Here is a 16,367-nt window from a genome sequence, read left to right as displayed (position 1 = left end):
CCCTCACGGGCAGACGACGCTACTTTGATGACACCCCCTAGCCCCGCTTCGGCAGGGGGACCCGGGCGAGGTCGGCGGCGATCGTCAGCTCGCCCTCGAAGCCGGCCGCGCGGGCTTGGCGTTCGAACTCCTGCGGGTCCGCGTAGCGCTGCGAGAAGTGCGTCAGGACCAGGTGCCGTACGCCCGCGTCGCGGGCGACCCGGGCCGCCTGGCCGGCGGTGAGGTGCCCGTGGTCGGTGGCCAGCGCCTCGTCCTCGTCGAGGAACGTGGACTCGATCACCAGCATGTCGCAGCCCGCGGCGAGCGCGTCCACGCCGGGACACAGCCGGGTGTCCATGACGAAGGCGAAGCTCTGCCCCGGCTTGTGCTCGCTGACGTCGTCGAGCGTGACCCCGCCCAGCCGCCCCTCGCGCTGGATCCGGCCGACGTCGGGCCCCTTGATCCCGTGCTGCGCGAGCAGTTCGGGCACCATCCGGCGCCCGTCGGGCTCGGTGAGCCGGTAGCCGAAGGACTCGACCGGGTGCGAGAGCCGGCGGGCCTCGAGGGCGTACGCGGGCCCCTGGGCCAGCGTTCCGTCCGCGGCCACGGGTTCCTCGCGGAGCGGGACGGTCTCCCGGTAGGCGGTGGCGTACCGGAGCCGCTCGAAGAACCTCTGCCCGGAGGCCGGGTAGTGCGCGGTGACGGGGTGCGGGACCCGGTCCAGGTTGATGCGCTGGATCACGCCCGCGAGGCCGAGGCTGTGGTCACCGTGGAAGTGGGTGATGCAGATCCGGTTGATGTCGTGCGCGGCCACCCCGGCTCGGAGCATCTGGCGCTGGGTGCCCTCGCCCGGGTCGAAGAGGATGCCCTCGCCGTCCCAGCGCAGGAGGTAGCCGTTGTGGTTGCGGTGGCGGGTGGGCACCTGGCTGGCGGTGCCCAGCACCACGAACTCTCGTACGGACACGGTTTATCCGGGGGGCCACTGGAGGCCGCGCCCGCCGAGGACGTGCGCGTGCGCGTGGAAGACGGTCTGGCCGGCGCCTGCGCCCGTGTTGAACACGATCCGGTAGCCGTGCTCGTCGATCTTCTCCTCGGCGGCGATCTCGCCGGCCACGCGCAGCAGGTCGGCGGTGACGGCCGGCTCGGCGGCGGCGAGCGAGGCGGCGTCCGGGTAGTGCACGCGCGGGATCACGAGGACGTGCGTGGGCGCCTGCGGGTTGATGTCCCGGAAGGCGAAGGTCGTCTCGGTCTCCCGGACCACGGTCGCCGGGATGTTCCCCGCGACGATCTTGCAGAACAGGCAGTCCGCCTGCGGTTCCCCGGCCATTGCTCCGCCTTCCGTGACAGTGGCGTTGACGGGCCGTCGACGCCGACGTTGATCAGCTCCGGCATCGTAACCGGCCCCGTCGGCGGCCCCGTACGCGTTTTCAGGACCAGCGGCCGGTGCGCGCCAGCAGGACCGCCGTCGCCGCGGTGCCGGCGGTGGAGGTGCGCAGGACCGAGGAGCCCAGGCGGTAGGGGTGGGCGCCGGCCTGCGCGAAGACGGCCAGCTCCTCCGGGGAGACCCCGCCCTCCGGTCCGACGACCAGGACGATGGAGCCCCCGGCCGGGAGCTCGGCCGTGGCCAGGGCCCCCGAGGGCGCGTCCCGGTCCTCGTGGAGGACCATCGCCAGGTCGGCGCCGGCCAGCAGCGCCGCGACCTGCTTCGTGGACATGGCCTCCGCCACCTCCGGGAAGCGGACCCGGCGGGACTGCTTGCCCGCCTCCCGGGCCGTGGCCCGCCACTTGGCCAGGGACTTGGCTCCGCGGTCGCCGCGCCACTGGGTGATGCAGCGCGAGGCCTGCCAGGGGACGATCGCGTCCACGCCGGTCTCGGTCATGGTCTCGACGGCGAGCTCGCCGCGGTCCCCCTTGGGCAGGGCCTGGACGACCGTGATCCGGACGGCAGGCTCCGGCTCCTCCTCGACGTGCAGGTCCGTGACGACCAGCCGGTCCTTGCCCTCGGCGGCCTTGACCACGCCCTGCGACCAGTGGCCGCGCCCGTCGGTGAGGACCACGTCCTCGCCGGGGTTCAACCGTTTCACGGAGACCGCGTGCCGGCCCTCCGGGCCGTCGAGCACGAACTCCGGCCCCGCGGGGACCTCTTCGACCACGAACACGGGGGCGGTCATGACGTACTCCTGTTCTGCATTGCCTTCAACGCGCTCTGGGCCTCGGCCAGTTCGGCCGCCAGCACCTCCACCAGCTCCCCCGCGGGCAGCGCCCGCGCCAGCCGGTGCCCCTGGCCCGCCCACAGGGCCATGCCCTGCGGGTCCCCGGCCGCGGCGGCCGCCTTGCGCAGCCCGGCGGTCATGTGGTGGATCTGCGGGTACGCGGCCGGGGCGTACGGCCCGTGCTCCCGCATGAAACGGTTCACCAGGCCCCGGGCCGGCCGCCCCGAGAACGCCCGGGTCAGCTCCGTGTGGGTGAACAGGGGGTCCGTCAGCGCCTTCTTGTGCAGCGGGTGCGCACCCGATTCGGGGCAGGCGAGGAACGCGGTGCCGAGCTGGGCCGCCTCCGCGCCCGCCGCCAGCAGCGCCGCGATCTGCGAGCCGCGCATCAGACCGCCGGCCGCGATGATCGGGAGGTCCACGGCCTCGCGCACCTGCGCCACCAGCGCGAGCAGGCCCACGCCCGCCGTGCCGTCCGCCTGCGGGTCGTCGCGGTGGGTGCCCTGGTGCCCTCCCGCCTCCACGCCCTGGACGCAGACGGAGTCGGCGCCCGCGGCCTGTGCGGCGCGGGCCTCGTCGACCGAGGTGACGGTGACGACCGAGTACGTGCCCGCCTTGCGCAGGGAGGCGAGGACCACGGGCGTGGGACAGCCGATGGTGAACGAGACGACGGGAACGGGATCTTCGAGGAGGATCGCGAGCTTGGCGTCGTAGCCGTCGTCGCTGGTGCCGATGATGTCCTCGTCGGCCAGGGAGATGTCGTACCAGCTGGCCTCGCCGGCCAGCTGCCCGCGGTACGCCTCCACGGCGGCCGGGTCCACGTAGCCGGTCTGCGGCATGAAGAGGTTCACGCCGAACGGGCGCCGGGTGAGCGCGCGCAGCCGTTTGATCTCCTGGTACATGCCGTCGGCGGTCTTGTAGCCGCCGGCCAGGAAGCCCAGCCCGCCCGCCTCGCACACGGCAGCGGCGAGCGGCGGACAGGAGGCGCCGCCCGCCATGGGAGCCTGCACGATCGGGTACGGGGAGAGACCGTTCGGTGCGGAGGACATGCACTGCATCGTGCCACGTCCCGCTCACCGGGCCGAATCACGGCATTCGCCTGGCATAGTCCGCTTCACCGGCGGCGTCCGGATCGATGCGGCGAGCCCGGTCCGGGGTATCCCCGGACCGGGCTCGTACGTGTGCCGACAGGCCGGTCAGCGGCCGTTGAAGGCGTCCTTCAAGCGGCTGAACAGGCCCTGCTGACCCGGCGCGAACTGGCCCATGGGCCGCTCCTCGCCGCGCAGCTTGGCGAGCTGGCGCAGCAGCTCCTCCTGCTGGGCGTCCAGCTTGCCCGGGGTGGTCACCTCGACGTGGACGATCAGGTCGCCGCGGCCGCCGCCGCGCAGGTGCGTGACGCCGCGCCCGTGCAGCGGGATCGACTGGCCCGAGCCGGTGCCGGGGCGGATGTCGATCTCCTCCATGCCGTCCAGCGTCTCCAGCGGGCACTTGGTGCCGAGGGCCGCGGCCGTCATGGGGATGGTCACCGTGCAGTGCAGGTCGTCCCCGCGCCGCTGGAAGGTCGGGTGCGAGAGCTCGTGGATCTCCACGTACAGGTCGCCGGCGGGGCCGCCGCCGGGGCCGACCTCGCCCTCGCCCGCGAGCTGGATCCGGGTGCCGTTCTCGACACCGGCCGGGATCTTGACCGTGAGGCTGCGGCGGGAGCGGACCCGGCCGTCGCCGGCGCACTCGGGGCACGGGGTGGGGACCACGGTGCCGAAGCCCTGGCACTGGGGGCAGGGGCGCGAGGTCATGACCTGGCCCAGGAAGGACCGGGTGACCTGCGACACCTCACCGCGGCCACGGCACATGTCACACGTCTGCGCCGAGGTGCCGGGGGCGGCACCCTCACCGGAGCAGGTGGTGCACACGACGGCGGTGTCGACCTGGATGTCCTTGGTCGTGCCGAAGGCCGCCTCGTCCAGCTCCAGGTCGAGGCGGATCATGGCGTCCTGGCCGCGGCGGGTCCGCGAGCGCGGTCCGCGCTGCGAGGCCTGGCCGAAGAAGGCGTCCATGATGTCGGAGAAGTTGCCGAAGCCGCCCGCTCCGAAGCCGCCGGCGCCACCGCCGCCGCCCGAGGAGGACAGCGGGTCGCCGCCGAGGTCGTAGACCTGCTTCTTCTGCGGGTCCGAGAGCACCTCGTACGCCGCGTTGATCTCCTTGAAGCGCTCCTGCGTCTTCGGGTCCGGATTCACGTCCGGGTGGAGTTCGCGCGCGAGGCGGCGGAAGGCCTTCTTGATCTCGTCCTGCGATGCGTCGCGGCGCACGCCGAGAACGGCGTAGTAGTCCGTGGCCACTTACGACTCCGCCAGGATCTGTCCGACGTAACGTGCCACTGCGCGTACCGCTCCCATCGTTCCGGGGTAGTCCATGCGGGTCGGTCCGACCACGCCGAGTTTGGCGACTGTTTCGCCGCCCGAACCGTAGCCGACCGAGACGACGGACGTGGAGTTCAGTCCCTCGTAGGCATTCTCATGCCCGATCCGTACGGCCATTCCCGACTCGCTGGCCTCGCCGAGCAGCTTGAGGAGCACGACCTGCTCCTCCAGCGCCTCGAGCACCGGCCTGATCGTCAGGGGAAAATCGTGTCCGAAGCGCGTGAGATTGGCGGTTCCGCCGATCATCAACCGCTCCTCGGCCTCCTCGACCAGCGTCTCCAGCAGGGTCGCGAGCACGGTCGACACCGTGCTGCGGTCATCCGGATCGAACGACTCCGGCAGGTCCTGCACGAGCTGCGGCACGTCGGTGAACCGGCGGCCGACGACCCTGCTGTTGAGCCGTGCCCGCAGATCTGCGAGCGAGGTCTCGCCGAACGGGGTCTGGCAGTCGACGAGCCGCTGCTCGACCCGTCCTGTATCGGTGATCAGCACGAGCATGAGCCGGGCCGGAGCGAGCGACAGCAGCTCGACGTGCCGGACCGTGGACCGGGTCAGGCTCGGGTACTGGACGACGGCGACCTGCCGGGTGAGCTGCGCGAGCAGCCGCACCGTACGGCCGACCACGTCGTCGAGGTCGACGGCGCCGTCGAGGAAGTTCTGGATGGCCCGCCGCTCGGGCGTCGACAGCGGCTTGACCCCCGCCAGCTTGTCGACGAAGAGCCGGTAGCCCTTGTCCGTGGGGATCCGGCCGGCGCTGGTGTGGGGCTGCGCGATGTAGCCCTCCTCCTCCAGCACGGCCATGTCGTTGCGCACGGTGGCGGGCGAGACGCCGAGCCGGTGCCGCTCGGTGAGCGCCTTGGAGCCGACCGGCTCCTCCGTCCCGACGTAGTCCTGGACGATGGCGCGCAGCACTTCGAGTCTGCGTTCGCTGAGCATCGCGCGCACACCTCCAGCTCTGGTCCGTTGTCTTTGGTCGTTGGCGTCATTGGCACTCTGATCGTTCGAGTGCCAGAGATCCCCCGCTCAGTGTACGGCCGGGTAGTAAGACCCTGGCAAGGGAGGCCCGCCAGGGTAGCGTCGCGGCATGGACGTGCGTTGGGAAGAGGCGGGCTGGGAGCGGCTGACCGGGCGGACCGGACGGCGACGGCTCCCGGTGTGGGACTGCACGGTGGGACTGGTGGTGGGGGACGAGTCGGTGCTCCTGATCGATCCGGGGTCGTGCGTACGCGAAGGCGCACAGCTGCGGGCCGAGGCGGAGCGGCTGACCGGCCGGCGCGTGACGCATATCGCATTCACGCACGGCCATTTCGATCACGTACTGGGCGTGGCCGCGTTCGCCGGGGCCGAGGTGTACGGGGCGGTCGGGCTGGACGCGGAGCTGAAGGCCGGCCGCGAGGAGCTGCGCGACGACGCGGTCCGGCAGGGGCTGGCGGAGGCCGAGGCCGCCGAGGCGGCGGACCTGCTGGTGGTGCCGCGGCACTCGGTGTCGGGCGAATGGACGCTGGAGCTGGGCGGGGTGCAGGTGCTGCTGGCCAACGTCGGGCCCGGGCACACCCGGTACGACCTGGCGGTGTTCGTGCCGGGCGAGCGCGAGACGGTGTTCTGCGGGGACCTCGTCGAGGAGTCGGGCGAACCGCAGGCGGGCAGCGACGCGGTGCCGGCGCAGTGGCCGGCGGCGCTGGACCGGCTGCTGTCGCTGGGCGGGGACGACGCGCTGTACGTGCCGGGTCACGGAGCGGTGGTCGACGCCGCCTTCGTGCGTGCGCAACGCGCCACACTGGCCGCCCGTTTCGGCGTGTCGTAGCCATGATCGGCGCGCTTCTCCTACTCTCTGCCGGATGCGTGAGTACTCCCCCGACCTGACCCCGCAGTGGAAGCACCCCAAGGCCGTACCGGAGGTGGCGGCCGAGCCGGACCTGGTGGTCGAGGTGGCCGGTACGGACTTCTGCGGTGCGGTGGTGGCCTGCGAGGCGGGCACGGTGACCCTGGAGGACCGGTTCGGCAAGCAGCGGGTGTTCCCGATGGAGCCGAGCGGGTTCCTGCTGGAGGGTGCGGTGGTCACCCTGGTCCGCCCGCCCCGGGGCCCGGCGGCGCCCGCCCGTACCGCCTCGGGCTCGATCGCGGTCCCTGGCGCCCGGGCCCGGGTGGCCCGCGCGGGCCGGATCTACGTGGAGGGCCGGCACGACGCCGAGCTGGTGGAGCGGGTCTGGGGCGACGACCTGCGGATCGAAGGCGTGGTGGTGGAGTACCTGGAGGGCGTCGACGGCCTCCCCGCCATCGTGGCGGACTTCGGCCCGGCCCCGGACGCCCGCCTGGGGATCCTGGTGGACCACCTGGTCCCGGGCTCGAAGGAGTCCCGCATCGCGGCGTCGGTGACCTCTGCGGACGTCCTGGTCGTCGGCCACCCGTACGTGGACGTCTGGCAGGCGGTGAAGCCGTCCGCGCTGGGCATCGGGGCGTGGCCGGTGGTCCCGCGCGGCCAGGACTGGAAGACGGGCGTCTGCAGGGCGCTGGGCTGGCCGGAGAACACCGGGGCCGCCTGGCAGCACATCCTGTCCCGCGTGACGTCCTACAAGGACCTGGAGCCGGTCCTGCTGGGGCGGGTGGAGGAACTGATCGACTTCGTCACGGTCGGCGGTGGGGCCTGACTCCCTGATAGGTGCCGAATTCGTTGGTGTCCAGCTCGATGCCGAGCATTTCCAGCGGAAGCGGCTCACCGAACTTCGTGATCTGCTGGGCCCGGTAGTCGGCTTCGTCGCCCCTGCCGACCGGGACGGTGAGCAGGACACAGTGCGCCACGACCGGGTCGATGATCAGATAAGCAGGCACCTCGCCTGCGGCGTAGATCGAGCGCTTGACGCCGTAGTCCCTGTCGACGCTGGTCTTGGAGACTACCTCCACCACCAGGGTGATCAGCTTGGACGGCAGGAGGCGCCCCGAGTCAGGGTGGACCTGGCGATCGACGACCACAAGGTCCGGGACGGGCTCGCTGGCCTCGTCGGTGACGTCGACGTCCTGGGTCTGCAGCCTTGCCCACCGCTTGCGCGGGATCTGGTCCTGCACGTCTTCGACGATCAGGTTGTGAACCAGATCGGGACTGGCCATCATCACGATTTCCCCCCGGAGGAGCTCGACCTTGACGCCCTCGGGAGGCTCGAACTGATCGAAGAACTTCGCCATCCCACGCTCGTCCACAGCGGTCATCTCCGTGGTCCTCCACATCCGCCGCGTACTGTCGACGGCAGCCTAGGGACAGAGTAGGCAGGCTCAGGCCGGTTCGTCGGGGATTCACCGCCGCGAGGGATCAGTCCACCAGGTCGCGGACCACCGCGTCCGCCAGCAGGCGCCCGCGCAGGGTCAGGACGGCGCGCCCCGCCTCGTACGGGGCGGCCTCCAGGAGGCCGTCGGCCAGGGCCCGGCGGGAGGCCGCGAGGCCGGCCGGGGCGAGCAGGGACAGCGGGACGCCGTCCACCAGGCGCAGCTCCAGCAGGATCCGCTCGACCCGGCGGTCCTCCTCGGAGAGGAGCTCGCGGCCCGCGCCCGGGGAGCGGCCCTCGGCCAGCGCCGCTGCGTAGGCGCCCGGGTGCTTCACGTTCCACCACCGGACGCCGCCCACGTGCGAGTGCGCGCCGGGCCCGGCGCCCCACCAGTCGGCCCCGCGCCAGTACAGCTCGTTGTGCAGGCAGCGACCCGCCTCCGAGGTGGCCCAGTTCGACACCTCGTACCAGGAGTACCCGGCCTGTGCCATGACCTCGTCGGCGATCAGGTAGCGGTCGGCGTGCACGTCGTCGTCCGTCATCGGGACCTCGCCGCGGCGGATCCGGCGGGCCAGCTGGGTGCCCTCCTCGACGATCAGCGCGTACGCGCTGATGTGGTCCGGGCCGGCGCCGAGGGCGGCGGCCAGGGAGGCCCGCCAGTCCTCGTCCGACTCCCCCGGGGTGCCGTAGATCAGGTCGAGGTTCACGTGCTCGAAGCCCGCCGCCCGTGCCTCCGCGACGCACGCCTCCGGCCGCCCGGGGGTGTGCGTGCGGTCGAGCACCTTCAGGACGTGCTGCTTCGCGCTCTGCATGCCGAAGGAGATCCGGTTGAAGCCGCCGGCCCGCAGCTCCGCCAGGTACTCCGGGTCCACCGACTCCGGATTGGCCTCCGTGGTGATCTCGGCGTCCTCGGCCAGGCCGAATTCGTCGCGGATCGCCGCGAGCATCCGTACGAGGTCCGCGGCCGGCAGCAGCGTCGGCGTACCGCCGCCCACGAACACCGTCCGGACGGCCCGCGGGTCGTCGCCGAGCACCTTGCGGGCGAGGCGGACCTCGTCGATCAGGGTGTCCGCGTAGTTCTCCCGGGAGGCGAGCACGCCGCCGGTGCCGCGCAGCTCGGTCGCGGTGTACGTGTTGAAGTCGCAGTACCCGCACCGCGTGGCGCAGTACGGGACGTGCAGGTAGAACCCGAGCGGCCGGTCCCCGGCACCCGTCAGGGCGTGCGACGGCAGCGAGCCGTCTTCGGGCATGGGTTCACCGTCGGGCAGTGCGGAAGGCATGCACCCATTGTCCCGCACCCGCCGCCGCGCCCGCCCCGGCTCGCATCACGCGAGACCGCGGCGGGCGCCCTGGCAGGCGCTGCGCCTGGTGCTACGCCTCGCGCGAGCCCTCGTACATCTCGTCGATCAGGTGCTTGAACTCACGCTCGACGGCCGGCCGCTTCAGCTTCAGGCTGGGTGTGAGGTCGCCGTGCTCGACGTCGAGGTCGCGGGGCAGGATGCGGAACTTCTTGACCGTCTGCCAGCGCTGCAGGCCCTCGTTGAGGGTCTGCACGTACGTCTCGATCAGCCGGTTCGTCTCCGGCGCGGCCAGGACCTCGCCGTACGTCCTGCCCTCGAGCCCGTTCTCGGCGGCCCAGCCCATGATCGACGGCTCGTCGAGCGCGACCAGGGCGGCGCAGAAGTTCCGGTCGGCGCCGTGGACCACGATGCTCGACACGTACGGGCAGATCGCCTTGAACCGGCCCTCGATCTCGGCCGGGGCGACGTACTTGCCGTTCGAGGTCTTGATCAGGTCCTTCTTGCGGTCCGTGATGCGCAGGTAGCCGTCGGGCGAGAGCTCGCCGATGTCGCCCGTGTGCAGCCAGCCGTCCTCCTCCAGCACCTCGGTGGTCTTCTCCGGCTGCAGGTGGTAGCCCTGCATGATGCCGGGGCCGCGCAGCAGGATCTCGCCGTCGTCGGCGATGCGGACCTCGGTGCCGGGGAGCGGCTTGCCGACGGTGCCGGTGCGGTAGGCCTCGCCCGGGTTGACGAAGGAGGCCGCGCTGGACTCGGTGAGGCCGTAGCCCTCGAGGATGTGGATGCCGGCGCCGGCGAAGAAGTAGCCGATGTCGGGGGCCAGGGCGGAGGCGCCGGAGACGGCGGCGCGCAGCCGGCCACCGAAGGCCTCGCGGAGCTTGGAGAAGACGAGCGCGTCGGCGATCTTGTGCTTGGTGGTGAGGCCGAAGGGGGCCGTGGCGCTGCCGGTGCGCCGGTAGTTGTCCTGGGTGACCTTGGCGTACTCGCGGGCCACGCCGACCGACCACTGGAAGATCTTGTACTTGGCGCCGCCGCCGGCCCTGGCCTTGGCCGCGACCCCGTTGTAGACCTTCTCGAAGATGCGCGGGACGGCCGCCATGTAGGTGGGCTGGACGACCGGCAGGTTCTCGATGATCTTGTCGATCCGGCCGTCGACGGCGGTGACGTGGCCGACCTCGATCTGGCCGGAGGTCAGGACCTTGCCGAAGACGTGCGCGAGCGGCAGCCACAGGTACTGGACGTCGTCGCTGTGGATCATGCCGGTGGCGACGGTCGCCTTGGCCATGTACGACCAGTTGTCGTGCGGGAGCCGTACGCCCTTGGGGCGGCCGGTGGTGCCGGAGGTGTAGATCAGCGTGGCGAGCTGGTCGGCCGTGATGGTCGCGATCCGCTCCTTGATCGCCTCGGGGTGCTTGGCGAGGTACTCCTTGCCGCGCGCCTCCAGGTCGGCGAGGGAGAGCACCCAGCCCTCCGGGTCGCCGGCGGCCGGTACCGCGTCGGCGGATTCCAGGACCACCACGTGGGCGAGCTCGGGCAGGTCGGCGCGGCGCTCGCGGGCCTTGGCCAGCTGGGCCGCGTCCTCGGCGATCAGCACGCGGCTGGCCGAGTCGGCGAGGATGAACGCCGACTCCTCGGCGTTGGTGCTCGGGTAGATCGTGGTCACGGCGCCGCCGGCGCACATGACGCCCAGGTCGGCGAGGATCCACTCGACGCGGGTGTTGGAGGCGAGCGCGACCCGCTCCTCGGACTGCAGGCCGAGGTCCAGCAGGCCCGCGGCGATGCCGAAGACCCGCTCGGCCGCCTGGCCCCAGCTCAGCGACTTCCAGTCGTCGGGGCCTCTGCCGCCGGCCGCGGGCACCGGGAACCGGTAGGCCTCGGCGTTCGGCGTGGCTGCCACACGCTCAAGGAAGAGGGCCGCCACGGTGGGCGGGCGGTTCTCGATCAAGGTCTGTGTGTCGCTCACGGACGTCCTCCGGACCACGCGGCAGGGCCTGTCATCCAAGGCGGTGAATGACGGCTTCCAACAGGGCTTGCAACCAGGGCTTGTAACTGGCGAGTAACCAACGGGCAGTGATCAGACTAGGGGCCCTCCGCCTGGCGCGTAAGAGCCCTTGAGACGCCGATTCATAACGAAACAGGCCCCCGCGCGACTGCACGGGGACCTGTTCCGTATACGGATCAAGGCGGTTCGAGGCCGTGGACGGCCCGGGGGCTACTTCTTCTTGCCGCCGGACTCGTCGCTGGAGAGGACGGCGATGAAGGCCTCCTGGGGCACCTCCACCGAGCCGACCATCTTCATGCGCTTCTTGCCTTCCTTCTGCTTCTCCAGCAGCTTCCGCTTACGGGAGATGTCACCGCCGTAGCACTTGGCGAGGACGTCCTTGCGGATGGCGCGGATGGTCTCGCGGGCGATGACGCGCGAGCCGACGGCCGCCTGGATCGGCACCTCGAAGGCCTGCCGCGGGATGAGCTCGCGCAGCTTGGCGACCAGGCGCACGCCGTAGGCGTACGCGGCGTCCTTGTGGCAGACGGCGGAGAAGGCGTCGACCTTGTCGCCGTGCAGCAGGATGTCGACCTTGACCAGGCTGGAGGCCTGCTCGCCGGTGGGCTCGTAGTCGAGGGAGGCGTAACCGCGCGTCTTGGACTTCAGCTGGTCGAAGAAGTCGAAGACGATCTCCGCGAGGGGGAGGGTGTAGCGGATCTCGACCCGGTCCTCGGAGAGGTAGTCCATGCCGAGCAGGGTGCCGCGGCGGGTCTGGCAGAGCTCCATGATCGCGCCGATGAACTCGGTGGGCGCGAGCACGGTGGCCCGCACGACCGGCTCGAAGACGTCCTTGATCTTGCCCTCGGGGAACTCGCTCGGGTTGGTGACGGTGACTTCCTTGCCGTCCTCCAGCACCACCCGGTAGACCACGTTCGGCGCGGTGGCGATCAGGTCGAGGCCGAACTCGCGCTCGAGGCGCTCGCGGACCACGTCCAGGTGCAGCAGGCCGAGGAAGCCGACGCGGAAGCCGAAGCCCAGGGCCGCCGAGGTCTCCGGCTCGTAGACGAGCGCGGCGTCGTTGAGCTGGAGCTTGTCCAGGGCCTCGCGCAGGTCCGGGTAGTCGGAACCGTCGAGCGGGTACAGGCCCGAGAAGACCATCGGCTTCGGGTCCTTGTAGCCGCCGAGCGCCTCGGTCGCACCGTTGTTCAGGCTGGTGATGGTGTCACCGACCTTGGACTGACGGACGTCCTTCACGCCGGTGATGATGTAGCCCACCTCGCCGACGCCGATGCCGTCGGCCGGGGTCATCTCCGGGGAGGAGACGCCGATCTCCAGCAGCTCGTGGGTGGCGCCGGTGGACATCATCCGGATGCGCTCGCGCTTGTTGAGCTGGCCGTCGACCACACGGACGTAGGTCACGACGCCGCGGTACGAGTCGTAGACCGAGTCGAAGATCATCGCGCGGGCGGGGGCGTCCTTGACGCCGACCGGGGCCGGGACGGTGGCGACGACCTTGTCGAGCAGGGCGTCGACGCCGAGACCGGTCTTCGCGGAGACCCGCAGGACGTCCTCGGGCTGGCAGCCGACCAGGTTCGCCAGCTCCTCGGCGAACTTCTCCGGCTGGGCGGCCGGCAGGTCGATCTTGTTAAGGACCGGGACGATCGCGAGGTCGTTCTCCATCGCCAGGTACAGGTTGGCGAGGGTCTGGGCCTCGATGCCCTGGGCGGCGTCCACCAGGAGGACCGTGCCCTCGCAGGCGGCGAGGGAGCGCGAGACCTCGTAGGTGAAGTCGACGTGCCCGGGGGTGTCGATCATGTTGAGGATGTGGGTCTTGCCCTGACCCTCGCCCTCGGTCGGCGCCCACGGCAGCCGCACGGCCTGGGACTTGATCGTGATACCGCGCTCACGCTCGATGTCCATGCGGTCGAGGTACTGGGCGCGCATCTGCCGCTGGTCGACGACGCCGGTGAGCTGGAGCATCCGGTCGGCAAGCGTCGACTTGCCGTGGTCGATGTGCGCGATGATGCAGAAATTGCGGATCAGCGCCGGGTCGGTACGGCTCGGCTCGGGCACGTGGCTGGGGATCGCGGGCACGCAGTGTCCTGATTCTCGGGTCGCAGTCGGAAGCGTTTCCGGCTCTCGTCGGATCTGTACGCAGGTTCCCATGGTCCCATGGACGGGGCGATGCGCTCGGTTTGGGCCGGTCGGAGCGTGCCTGGTAGCCTGGGCAGCTGTGTCTCGTATGCCCTCTCAGCTGTCGGGACACAATCCGAAGATCAAACTCTGAACCTGAAAAGGCTCTTTCGTGGCGAACATCAAGTCCCAGATCAAGCGGAACAAGACGAACGAGAAGGCGCGCCTGCGCAACAAGGCCGTCAAGTCTTCGCTCAAGACCGCGATCCGCAAGGCCCGTGAGGCCGTGGCCGCGGGTGACGTCGAGAAGGCCACCGTGGCTTCTCGCGCCGCCTCGCGCGCGCTCGACAAGGCTGTCTCGAAGGGTGTCATCCACAAGAACGCCGCCGCCAACAAGAAGTCGGCGCTGGCGTCCAAGGTTGCCTCCCTTCAGGGCTGAGCTCCCTGATGTGATCGCCGGAAGGGATCCAGCGGGCCCTCTCTCCCGCTCCTGACCGGCCCCCCGCGCCGCACACGAAGCGTTCGCCACGCGGGTGCGGTGCACAAGCAACACCGAAGGCCCCGGCGCCCCCCTTCCCCAGGGCGGCCCCGGGGCCTTCGCTTTTGCCCGCCAGCCTGCTGGCCCGCTGACCCATCCAGCCCCGCCGGCGTTTGAGGCGCGGGGTCCGGGGCGGAGCCCCGGGGAACGGGCGAAGGGCGGGGAGGGGCAAGCCCCGCGCAGCGGACCCCACCCTGCTCCGGGTCCGGGCCGCGACGGCCCGTCGGGGTCACGGCGGCGGCACACGTGCCAAGGCGAGCCCGACCAGCCGGGCCGGAAGCCGAAAGAACCGCCCCGCCGGAGGCTAGCGGCGCTGCGGCCGCGCAGCCCTGGCCACGGCCACGACCGCCTTCTCGAGCGCGTACTCGGGATCATCGCCCCCGCCCTTGACCCCGGCGTCGGCCGCAGCCACAGCCCGCAGCGCCTCCGAGACCCCGTCCGCAGACCAGCCCCGCATCTGCTGACGCACCCGGTCGATCTTCCACGGCGGCATGCCCAGATCCCGCGCCAGATCCCCCGGCCGCGCCCCCCGCGGCGCGGAGGCGAGCTTGCCGATCGCCCGCACCGCCTGCGCCAGCGCGCTCGTGATCAGCACCGGCGCCACCCCCGTGGACAGCGACCACCGCAGCGCCTCGAGGGCCTCCGCCGCCCGCCCCTCGACCGCCCGGTCGGCGACCGTGAAGCTGGAGGCCTCGGCCCGGCCGGTGTAGTACCGGCCGACCACGGTCTCGTCGATCGTGCCCTCGACGTCCGCGCACAGCTGCGCGGCCGCACTCGCCAGCTCCCGCAGATCGCTCCCGATCGCGTCCACCAGCGTCTGGCACGCCTCCGGGGTCGCCGACCGGCCCAGCGTGCGGAACTCGCCCCGCACGAACGCCAGCCGGTCCGCCGCCTTCGTCATCTTCGGGCAGGCGATCTCCCGGGCCCCGGCCTTGCGGGCCGCGTCCAGCAGCCCCTTGCCCTTGACGCCGCCCGCGTGGAGGAGCACGAGGATGATCTCCTCGAACGGCGCCGCGAGATACGCCTTGACCTCCTTGACCGTGTCCGCGGACAGGTCCTGCGCATTGCGTACGACCAGCACCTTGCGCTCGGAGAAGAGCGACGGGCTGGTCAGCTCGGCGAGCGTGCCGGGCTGGAGCTGCTCGGGTGCGAGGTCCCGCACGTCCGTGTCGGCGTCGGCGGCCCGGGCGGCCGCCACCACCTCCCGTACGGCGCGGTCGAGCAGCAGGTCCTCCTGCCCCACCGCGAGGGTGAGCGGGGCGAGCGGATCGTCGGTGGGGTTCTTCCTGGTGGCCATCGCGTCCAGCATCCCACGCCGCACTGACAACCCCCCGCACCGCGGGCGCCCTCGCCCCGTACCCGAGAATGGCCGCGTGAACGTGCGACATGTACTGGTGCTGCCCGACCGCGACGCCGCCGAGGAGGTGGCCCAGGAGGCCGTCGACCGCTTCGGCCTCCCCGAGGAACCGCAGCTGGTCCGCGACGCGCTGGCCGGCGAGGACGACGCCGAGGACGCCCAGTGGCTGGTGGTCGTCGAGGACCCGCAGGAACGGCTCGAAGCCACGGTGCTGGACGACCTCGCCGCCGAGTACGAGGGCTGGCTCGAGACCCCGTAACGCCCCGCGGGCCCACGCACGATGTCCGGTCAGGCCTTGTGCACGATCTGGATGTCCAGCGCCACTTCCACGCTCGAGCCGATCGCCGCTATCCCGTGGGCCAGCACGGACTGCCAGTTGAGGGTGAAGTCCTCGCGGTGCAGCTCGGTGGTGGCCCGGCAGGCCGCACGCGGTTCGCCCTCCAGCCCGGTGCCGAGGCCCAGGTACTCGGTGTCCAAGGTCACCGAGCGGCTGACCCCGTGCAGGGTCAGGGCGCCCGCGACGGTCCAGCGGCTGCCGCTGCGGTGGATGAACCGCTCGCTGTAGAACTCGACCGTCGAATGCCGTGCCGCGTCCAGGAAGTCGCCGGACCGCAGGTGGTCGTCCCGCAACCGCACACCGGTGTCGATGCTCGCCGCGTCGATGATCACGTGCATGGAGGAGTCCTCCATGCGGTCGGCTATCCGTACCGCCCCGGCGAACGTGTTGAACCGGCCGCGGATCCGGGCGAAGCCGATGTGCTGGGCCGTGAACGCGATGGACGAGTGCGTCGGGTCGAGTTCCCAGTGCCCGGGCGCCGGCAGCAGCGGCGGCTCCACGGCGTCGAGGACGATCTCCCCGGTGCCCGGCTGCGTCGCGTCCCCCACCAGCGTCGCCCCGTGGAAGGGCGCGTAGCCCTCGGCGGTGACGGAGAGCCGGTACTCGCCCTCCGGCACGGCCGCGGTGAACCCGCCGTACGGGTCGGTCTCGCCGCTGACGATGCGCCGGCCGATCGGGTCCGTGACCTCGAACTTGGCCTGCCTGACCGGCTGGTGGACGGTGTCGAGGACACGGCAGCTGAGCAGTCGCGCCGCATGAGGCAGCGTCAGTGTCGCGGATGTGTGCGGAACGGCACTTCCTGCCGTCTCCATCCCTCTTCGGCGACCGAACATGGTTGGTGCACCCCCGTGCTGTGT

At 71.4% G+C, this 16,367-nt stretch carries 16 protein-coding genes; 4 read left to right on the top strand and 12 right to left on the bottom strand.

What is annotated here, in order from left to right; genetic code table 11:
* Window positions 1–37 precede the first annotated feature (37 nt).
* From AB5J51_RS26255 to hrcA, 6 genes are all read right to left on the bottom strand, one after another.
* Window positions 38–943, bottom strand: a complete 906-nt coding sequence (locus AB5J51_RS26255) for a ribonuclease Z (protein WP_369778780.1) — start codon at window positions 941–943, stop codon at window positions 38–40.
* Between the two features lie 3 nt (window positions 944–946).
* A complete protein-coding gene (locus AB5J51_RS26250) occupies window positions 947–1,306 on the bottom strand; it encodes a histidine triad nucleotide-binding protein (RefSeq protein ID WP_136224846.1) in 360 nt (119 codons plus the stop codon).
* 100 nt (window positions 1,307–1,406) lie between these two features.
* Window positions 1,407–2,150, bottom strand: a complete 744-nt coding sequence (locus tag AB5J51_RS26245; protein ID WP_053786792.1) for a 16S rRNA (uracil(1498)-N(3))-methyltransferase — start codon at window positions 2,148–2,150, stop codon at window positions 1,407–1,409.
* Entirely contained in the window at window positions 2,147–3,238 is a 1,092-nt protein-coding gene (locus tag AB5J51_RS26240; RefSeq protein ID WP_369778779.1) for a nitronate monooxygenase, read from the bottom strand. Before AB5J51_RS26240 ends, AB5J51_RS26245 begins: the two co-directional genes overlap by 4 nt.
* Window positions 3,239–3,385: 147 nt before the next feature.
* Complete coding sequence (dnaJ, locus tag AB5J51_RS26235; RefSeq protein ID WP_030297168.1) at window positions 3,386–4,525, bottom strand: molecular chaperone DnaJ; 1,140 nt, start codon at window positions 4,523–4,525, stop codon at window positions 3,386–3,388.
* A complete protein-coding gene (hrcA, locus tag AB5J51_RS26230) occupies window positions 4,526–5,542 on the bottom strand; it encodes a heat-inducible transcriptional repressor HrcA (RefSeq protein WP_053786794.1) in 1,017 nt (338 codons plus the stop codon).
* Window positions 5,543–5,690: 148 nt separating this feature from the next.
* Here hrcA and AB5J51_RS26225 point away from each other — a divergent pair, with 148 nt between their 5' ends.
* Together AB5J51_RS26225 and AB5J51_RS26220 are read left to right on the top strand one after the other, a co-directional pair.
* A complete protein-coding gene (locus tag AB5J51_RS26225) occupies window positions 5,691–6,410 on the top strand; it encodes an MBL fold metallo-hydrolase (RefSeq protein ID WP_053786795.1) in 720 nt (239 codons plus the stop codon).
* Between the two features lie 34 nt (window positions 6,411–6,444).
* Window positions 6,445–7,254, top strand: coding sequence for a DUF3097 domain-containing protein (locus tag AB5J51_RS26220; RefSeq protein ID WP_369778778.1), 810 nt, complete (start codon window positions 6,445–6,447; stop codon window positions 7,252–7,254).
* Here AB5J51_RS26220 and AB5J51_RS26215 read toward each other — a convergent pair.
* The 4 genes from AB5J51_RS26215 to lepA all read right to left on the bottom strand — a co-directional run bounded on the left by AB5J51_RS26215 (window position 7,232) and on the right by lepA (window position 13,239).
* Window positions 7,232–7,810 carry a Uma2 family endonuclease gene (locus AB5J51_RS26215; RefSeq protein ID WP_234382103.1) on the bottom strand — a complete coding sequence of 193 codons (579 nt, stop codon included), beginning with the start codon at window positions 7,808–7,810 and terminating at the stop codon, window positions 7,232–7,234. The two genes, AB5J51_RS26220 and AB5J51_RS26215, sit on opposite strands and share 23 nt — an antisense overlap.
* Before the next feature lie 100 nt (window positions 7,811–7,910).
* Entirely contained in the window at window positions 7,911–9,143 is a 1,233-nt protein-coding gene (hemW, locus tag AB5J51_RS26210; protein ID WP_369778777.1) for a radical SAM family heme chaperone HemW, read from the bottom strand.
* A 91-nt stretch (window positions 9,144–9,234) separates the two neighbouring features.
* On the bottom strand, window positions 9,235–11,124 hold the full coding sequence (locus AB5J51_RS26205; protein ID WP_369778776.1) for a long-chain fatty acid--CoA ligase: 1,890 nt from the start codon (window positions 11,122–11,124) through the stop codon (window positions 9,235–9,237).
* Window positions 11,125–11,373: 249 nt separating this feature from the next.
* Entirely contained in the window at window positions 11,374–13,239 is a 1,866-nt protein-coding gene (gene lepA, locus AB5J51_RS26200; RefSeq protein WP_053786800.1) for a translation elongation factor 4, read from the bottom strand.
* A gap of 211 nt (window positions 13,240–13,450) precedes the next feature.
* Here lepA and rpsT point away from each other — a divergent pair, with 211 nt between their 5' ends.
* A complete protein-coding gene (rpsT, locus tag AB5J51_RS26195) occupies window positions 13,451–13,717 on the top strand; it encodes a 30S ribosomal protein S20 (protein WP_030297183.1) in 267 nt (88 codons plus the stop codon).
* A gap of 403 nt (window positions 13,718–14,120) precedes the next feature.
* On the opposite strand, the gene holA is transcribed toward rpsT, so the two are convergent.
* The gene (gene holA / locus AB5J51_RS26190; RefSeq protein WP_199828044.1) at window positions 14,121–15,113 is read right to left on the bottom strand and encodes a DNA polymerase III subunit delta; all 993 of its coding nucleotides are present in this window, start codon (window positions 15,111–15,113) and stop codon (window positions 14,121–14,123) included.
* A gap of 76 nt (window positions 15,114–15,189) precedes the next feature.
* Between holA and AB5J51_RS26185 the strand changes: the two genes are divergently transcribed.
* On the top strand, window positions 15,190–15,432 hold the full coding sequence (locus tag AB5J51_RS26185) for a hypothetical protein (RefSeq protein WP_053786802.1): 243 nt from the start codon (window positions 15,190–15,192) through the stop codon (window positions 15,430–15,432).
* 29 nt (window positions 15,433–15,461) lie between these two features.
* Here AB5J51_RS26185 and AB5J51_RS26180 read toward each other — a convergent pair whose 3' ends face one another.
* Window positions 15,462–16,343 (bottom strand): YceI family protein, encoded by an 882-nt coding sequence (locus AB5J51_RS26180; protein ID WP_063785157.1) that lies wholly within the window; start codon window positions 16,341–16,343, stop codon window positions 15,462–15,464.
* Window positions 16,344–16,367: the final 24 nt, after the last annotated feature.

This window comes from Streptomyces sp. R33, from assembly GCF_041200175.1.
In the GTDB taxonomy this organism is placed as follows: domain Bacteria; phylum Actinomycetota; class Actinomycetes; order Streptomycetales; family Streptomycetaceae; genus Streptomyces; species Streptomyces katrae_B.
This window is presented reverse-complemented; position numbering and strand designations above follow the sequence as displayed.

Excerpts from the sequence above, each read along its gene's own strand:
- AB5J51_RS26250 (WP_136224846.1), bottom strand. The coding sequence starts at position 1,306 with ATGGCCGGGGAACCGCAGGCGGACTGCCTGTTCTGCAAGATCGTCGCG.
- AB5J51_RS26245 (WP_053786792.1), bottom strand. The coding sequence starts at position 2,150 with ATGACCGCCCCCGTGTTCGTGGTCGAAGAGGTCCCCGCGGGGCCGGAG.
- AB5J51_RS26240 (WP_369778779.1), bottom strand. The coding sequence starts at position 3,238 with ATGTCCTCCGCACCGAACGGTCTCTCCCCGTACCCGATCGTGCAGGCT.
- hrcA (WP_053786794.1), bottom strand. The coding sequence starts at position 5,542 with ATGCTCAGCGAACGCAGACTCGAAGTGCTGCGCGCCATCGTCCAGGAC.
- AB5J51_RS26225 (WP_053786795.1), top strand. The coding sequence starts at position 5,691 with ATGGACGTGCGTTGGGAAGAGGCGGGCTGGGAGCGGCTGACCGGGCGG.
- AB5J51_RS26220 (WP_369778778.1), top strand. The coding sequence starts at position 6,445 with ATGCGTGAGTACTCCCCCGACCTGACCCCGCAGTGGAAGCACCCCAAG.
- AB5J51_RS26215 (WP_234382103.1), bottom strand. The coding sequence starts at position 7,810 with ATGACCGCTGTGGACGAGCGTGGGATGGCGAAGTTCTTCGATCAGTTC.
- hemW (WP_369778777.1), bottom strand. The coding sequence starts at position 9,143 with ATGCCTTCCGCACTGCCCGACGGTGAACCCATGCCCGAAGACGGCTCG.
- holA (WP_199828044.1), bottom strand. The coding sequence starts at position 15,113 with ATGGCCACCAGGAAGAACCCCACCGACGATCCGCTCGCCCCGCTCACC.
- AB5J51_RS26180 (WP_063785157.1), bottom strand. The coding sequence starts at position 16,343 with ATGTTCGGTCGCCGAAGAGGGATGGAGACGGCAGGAAGTGCCGTTCCG.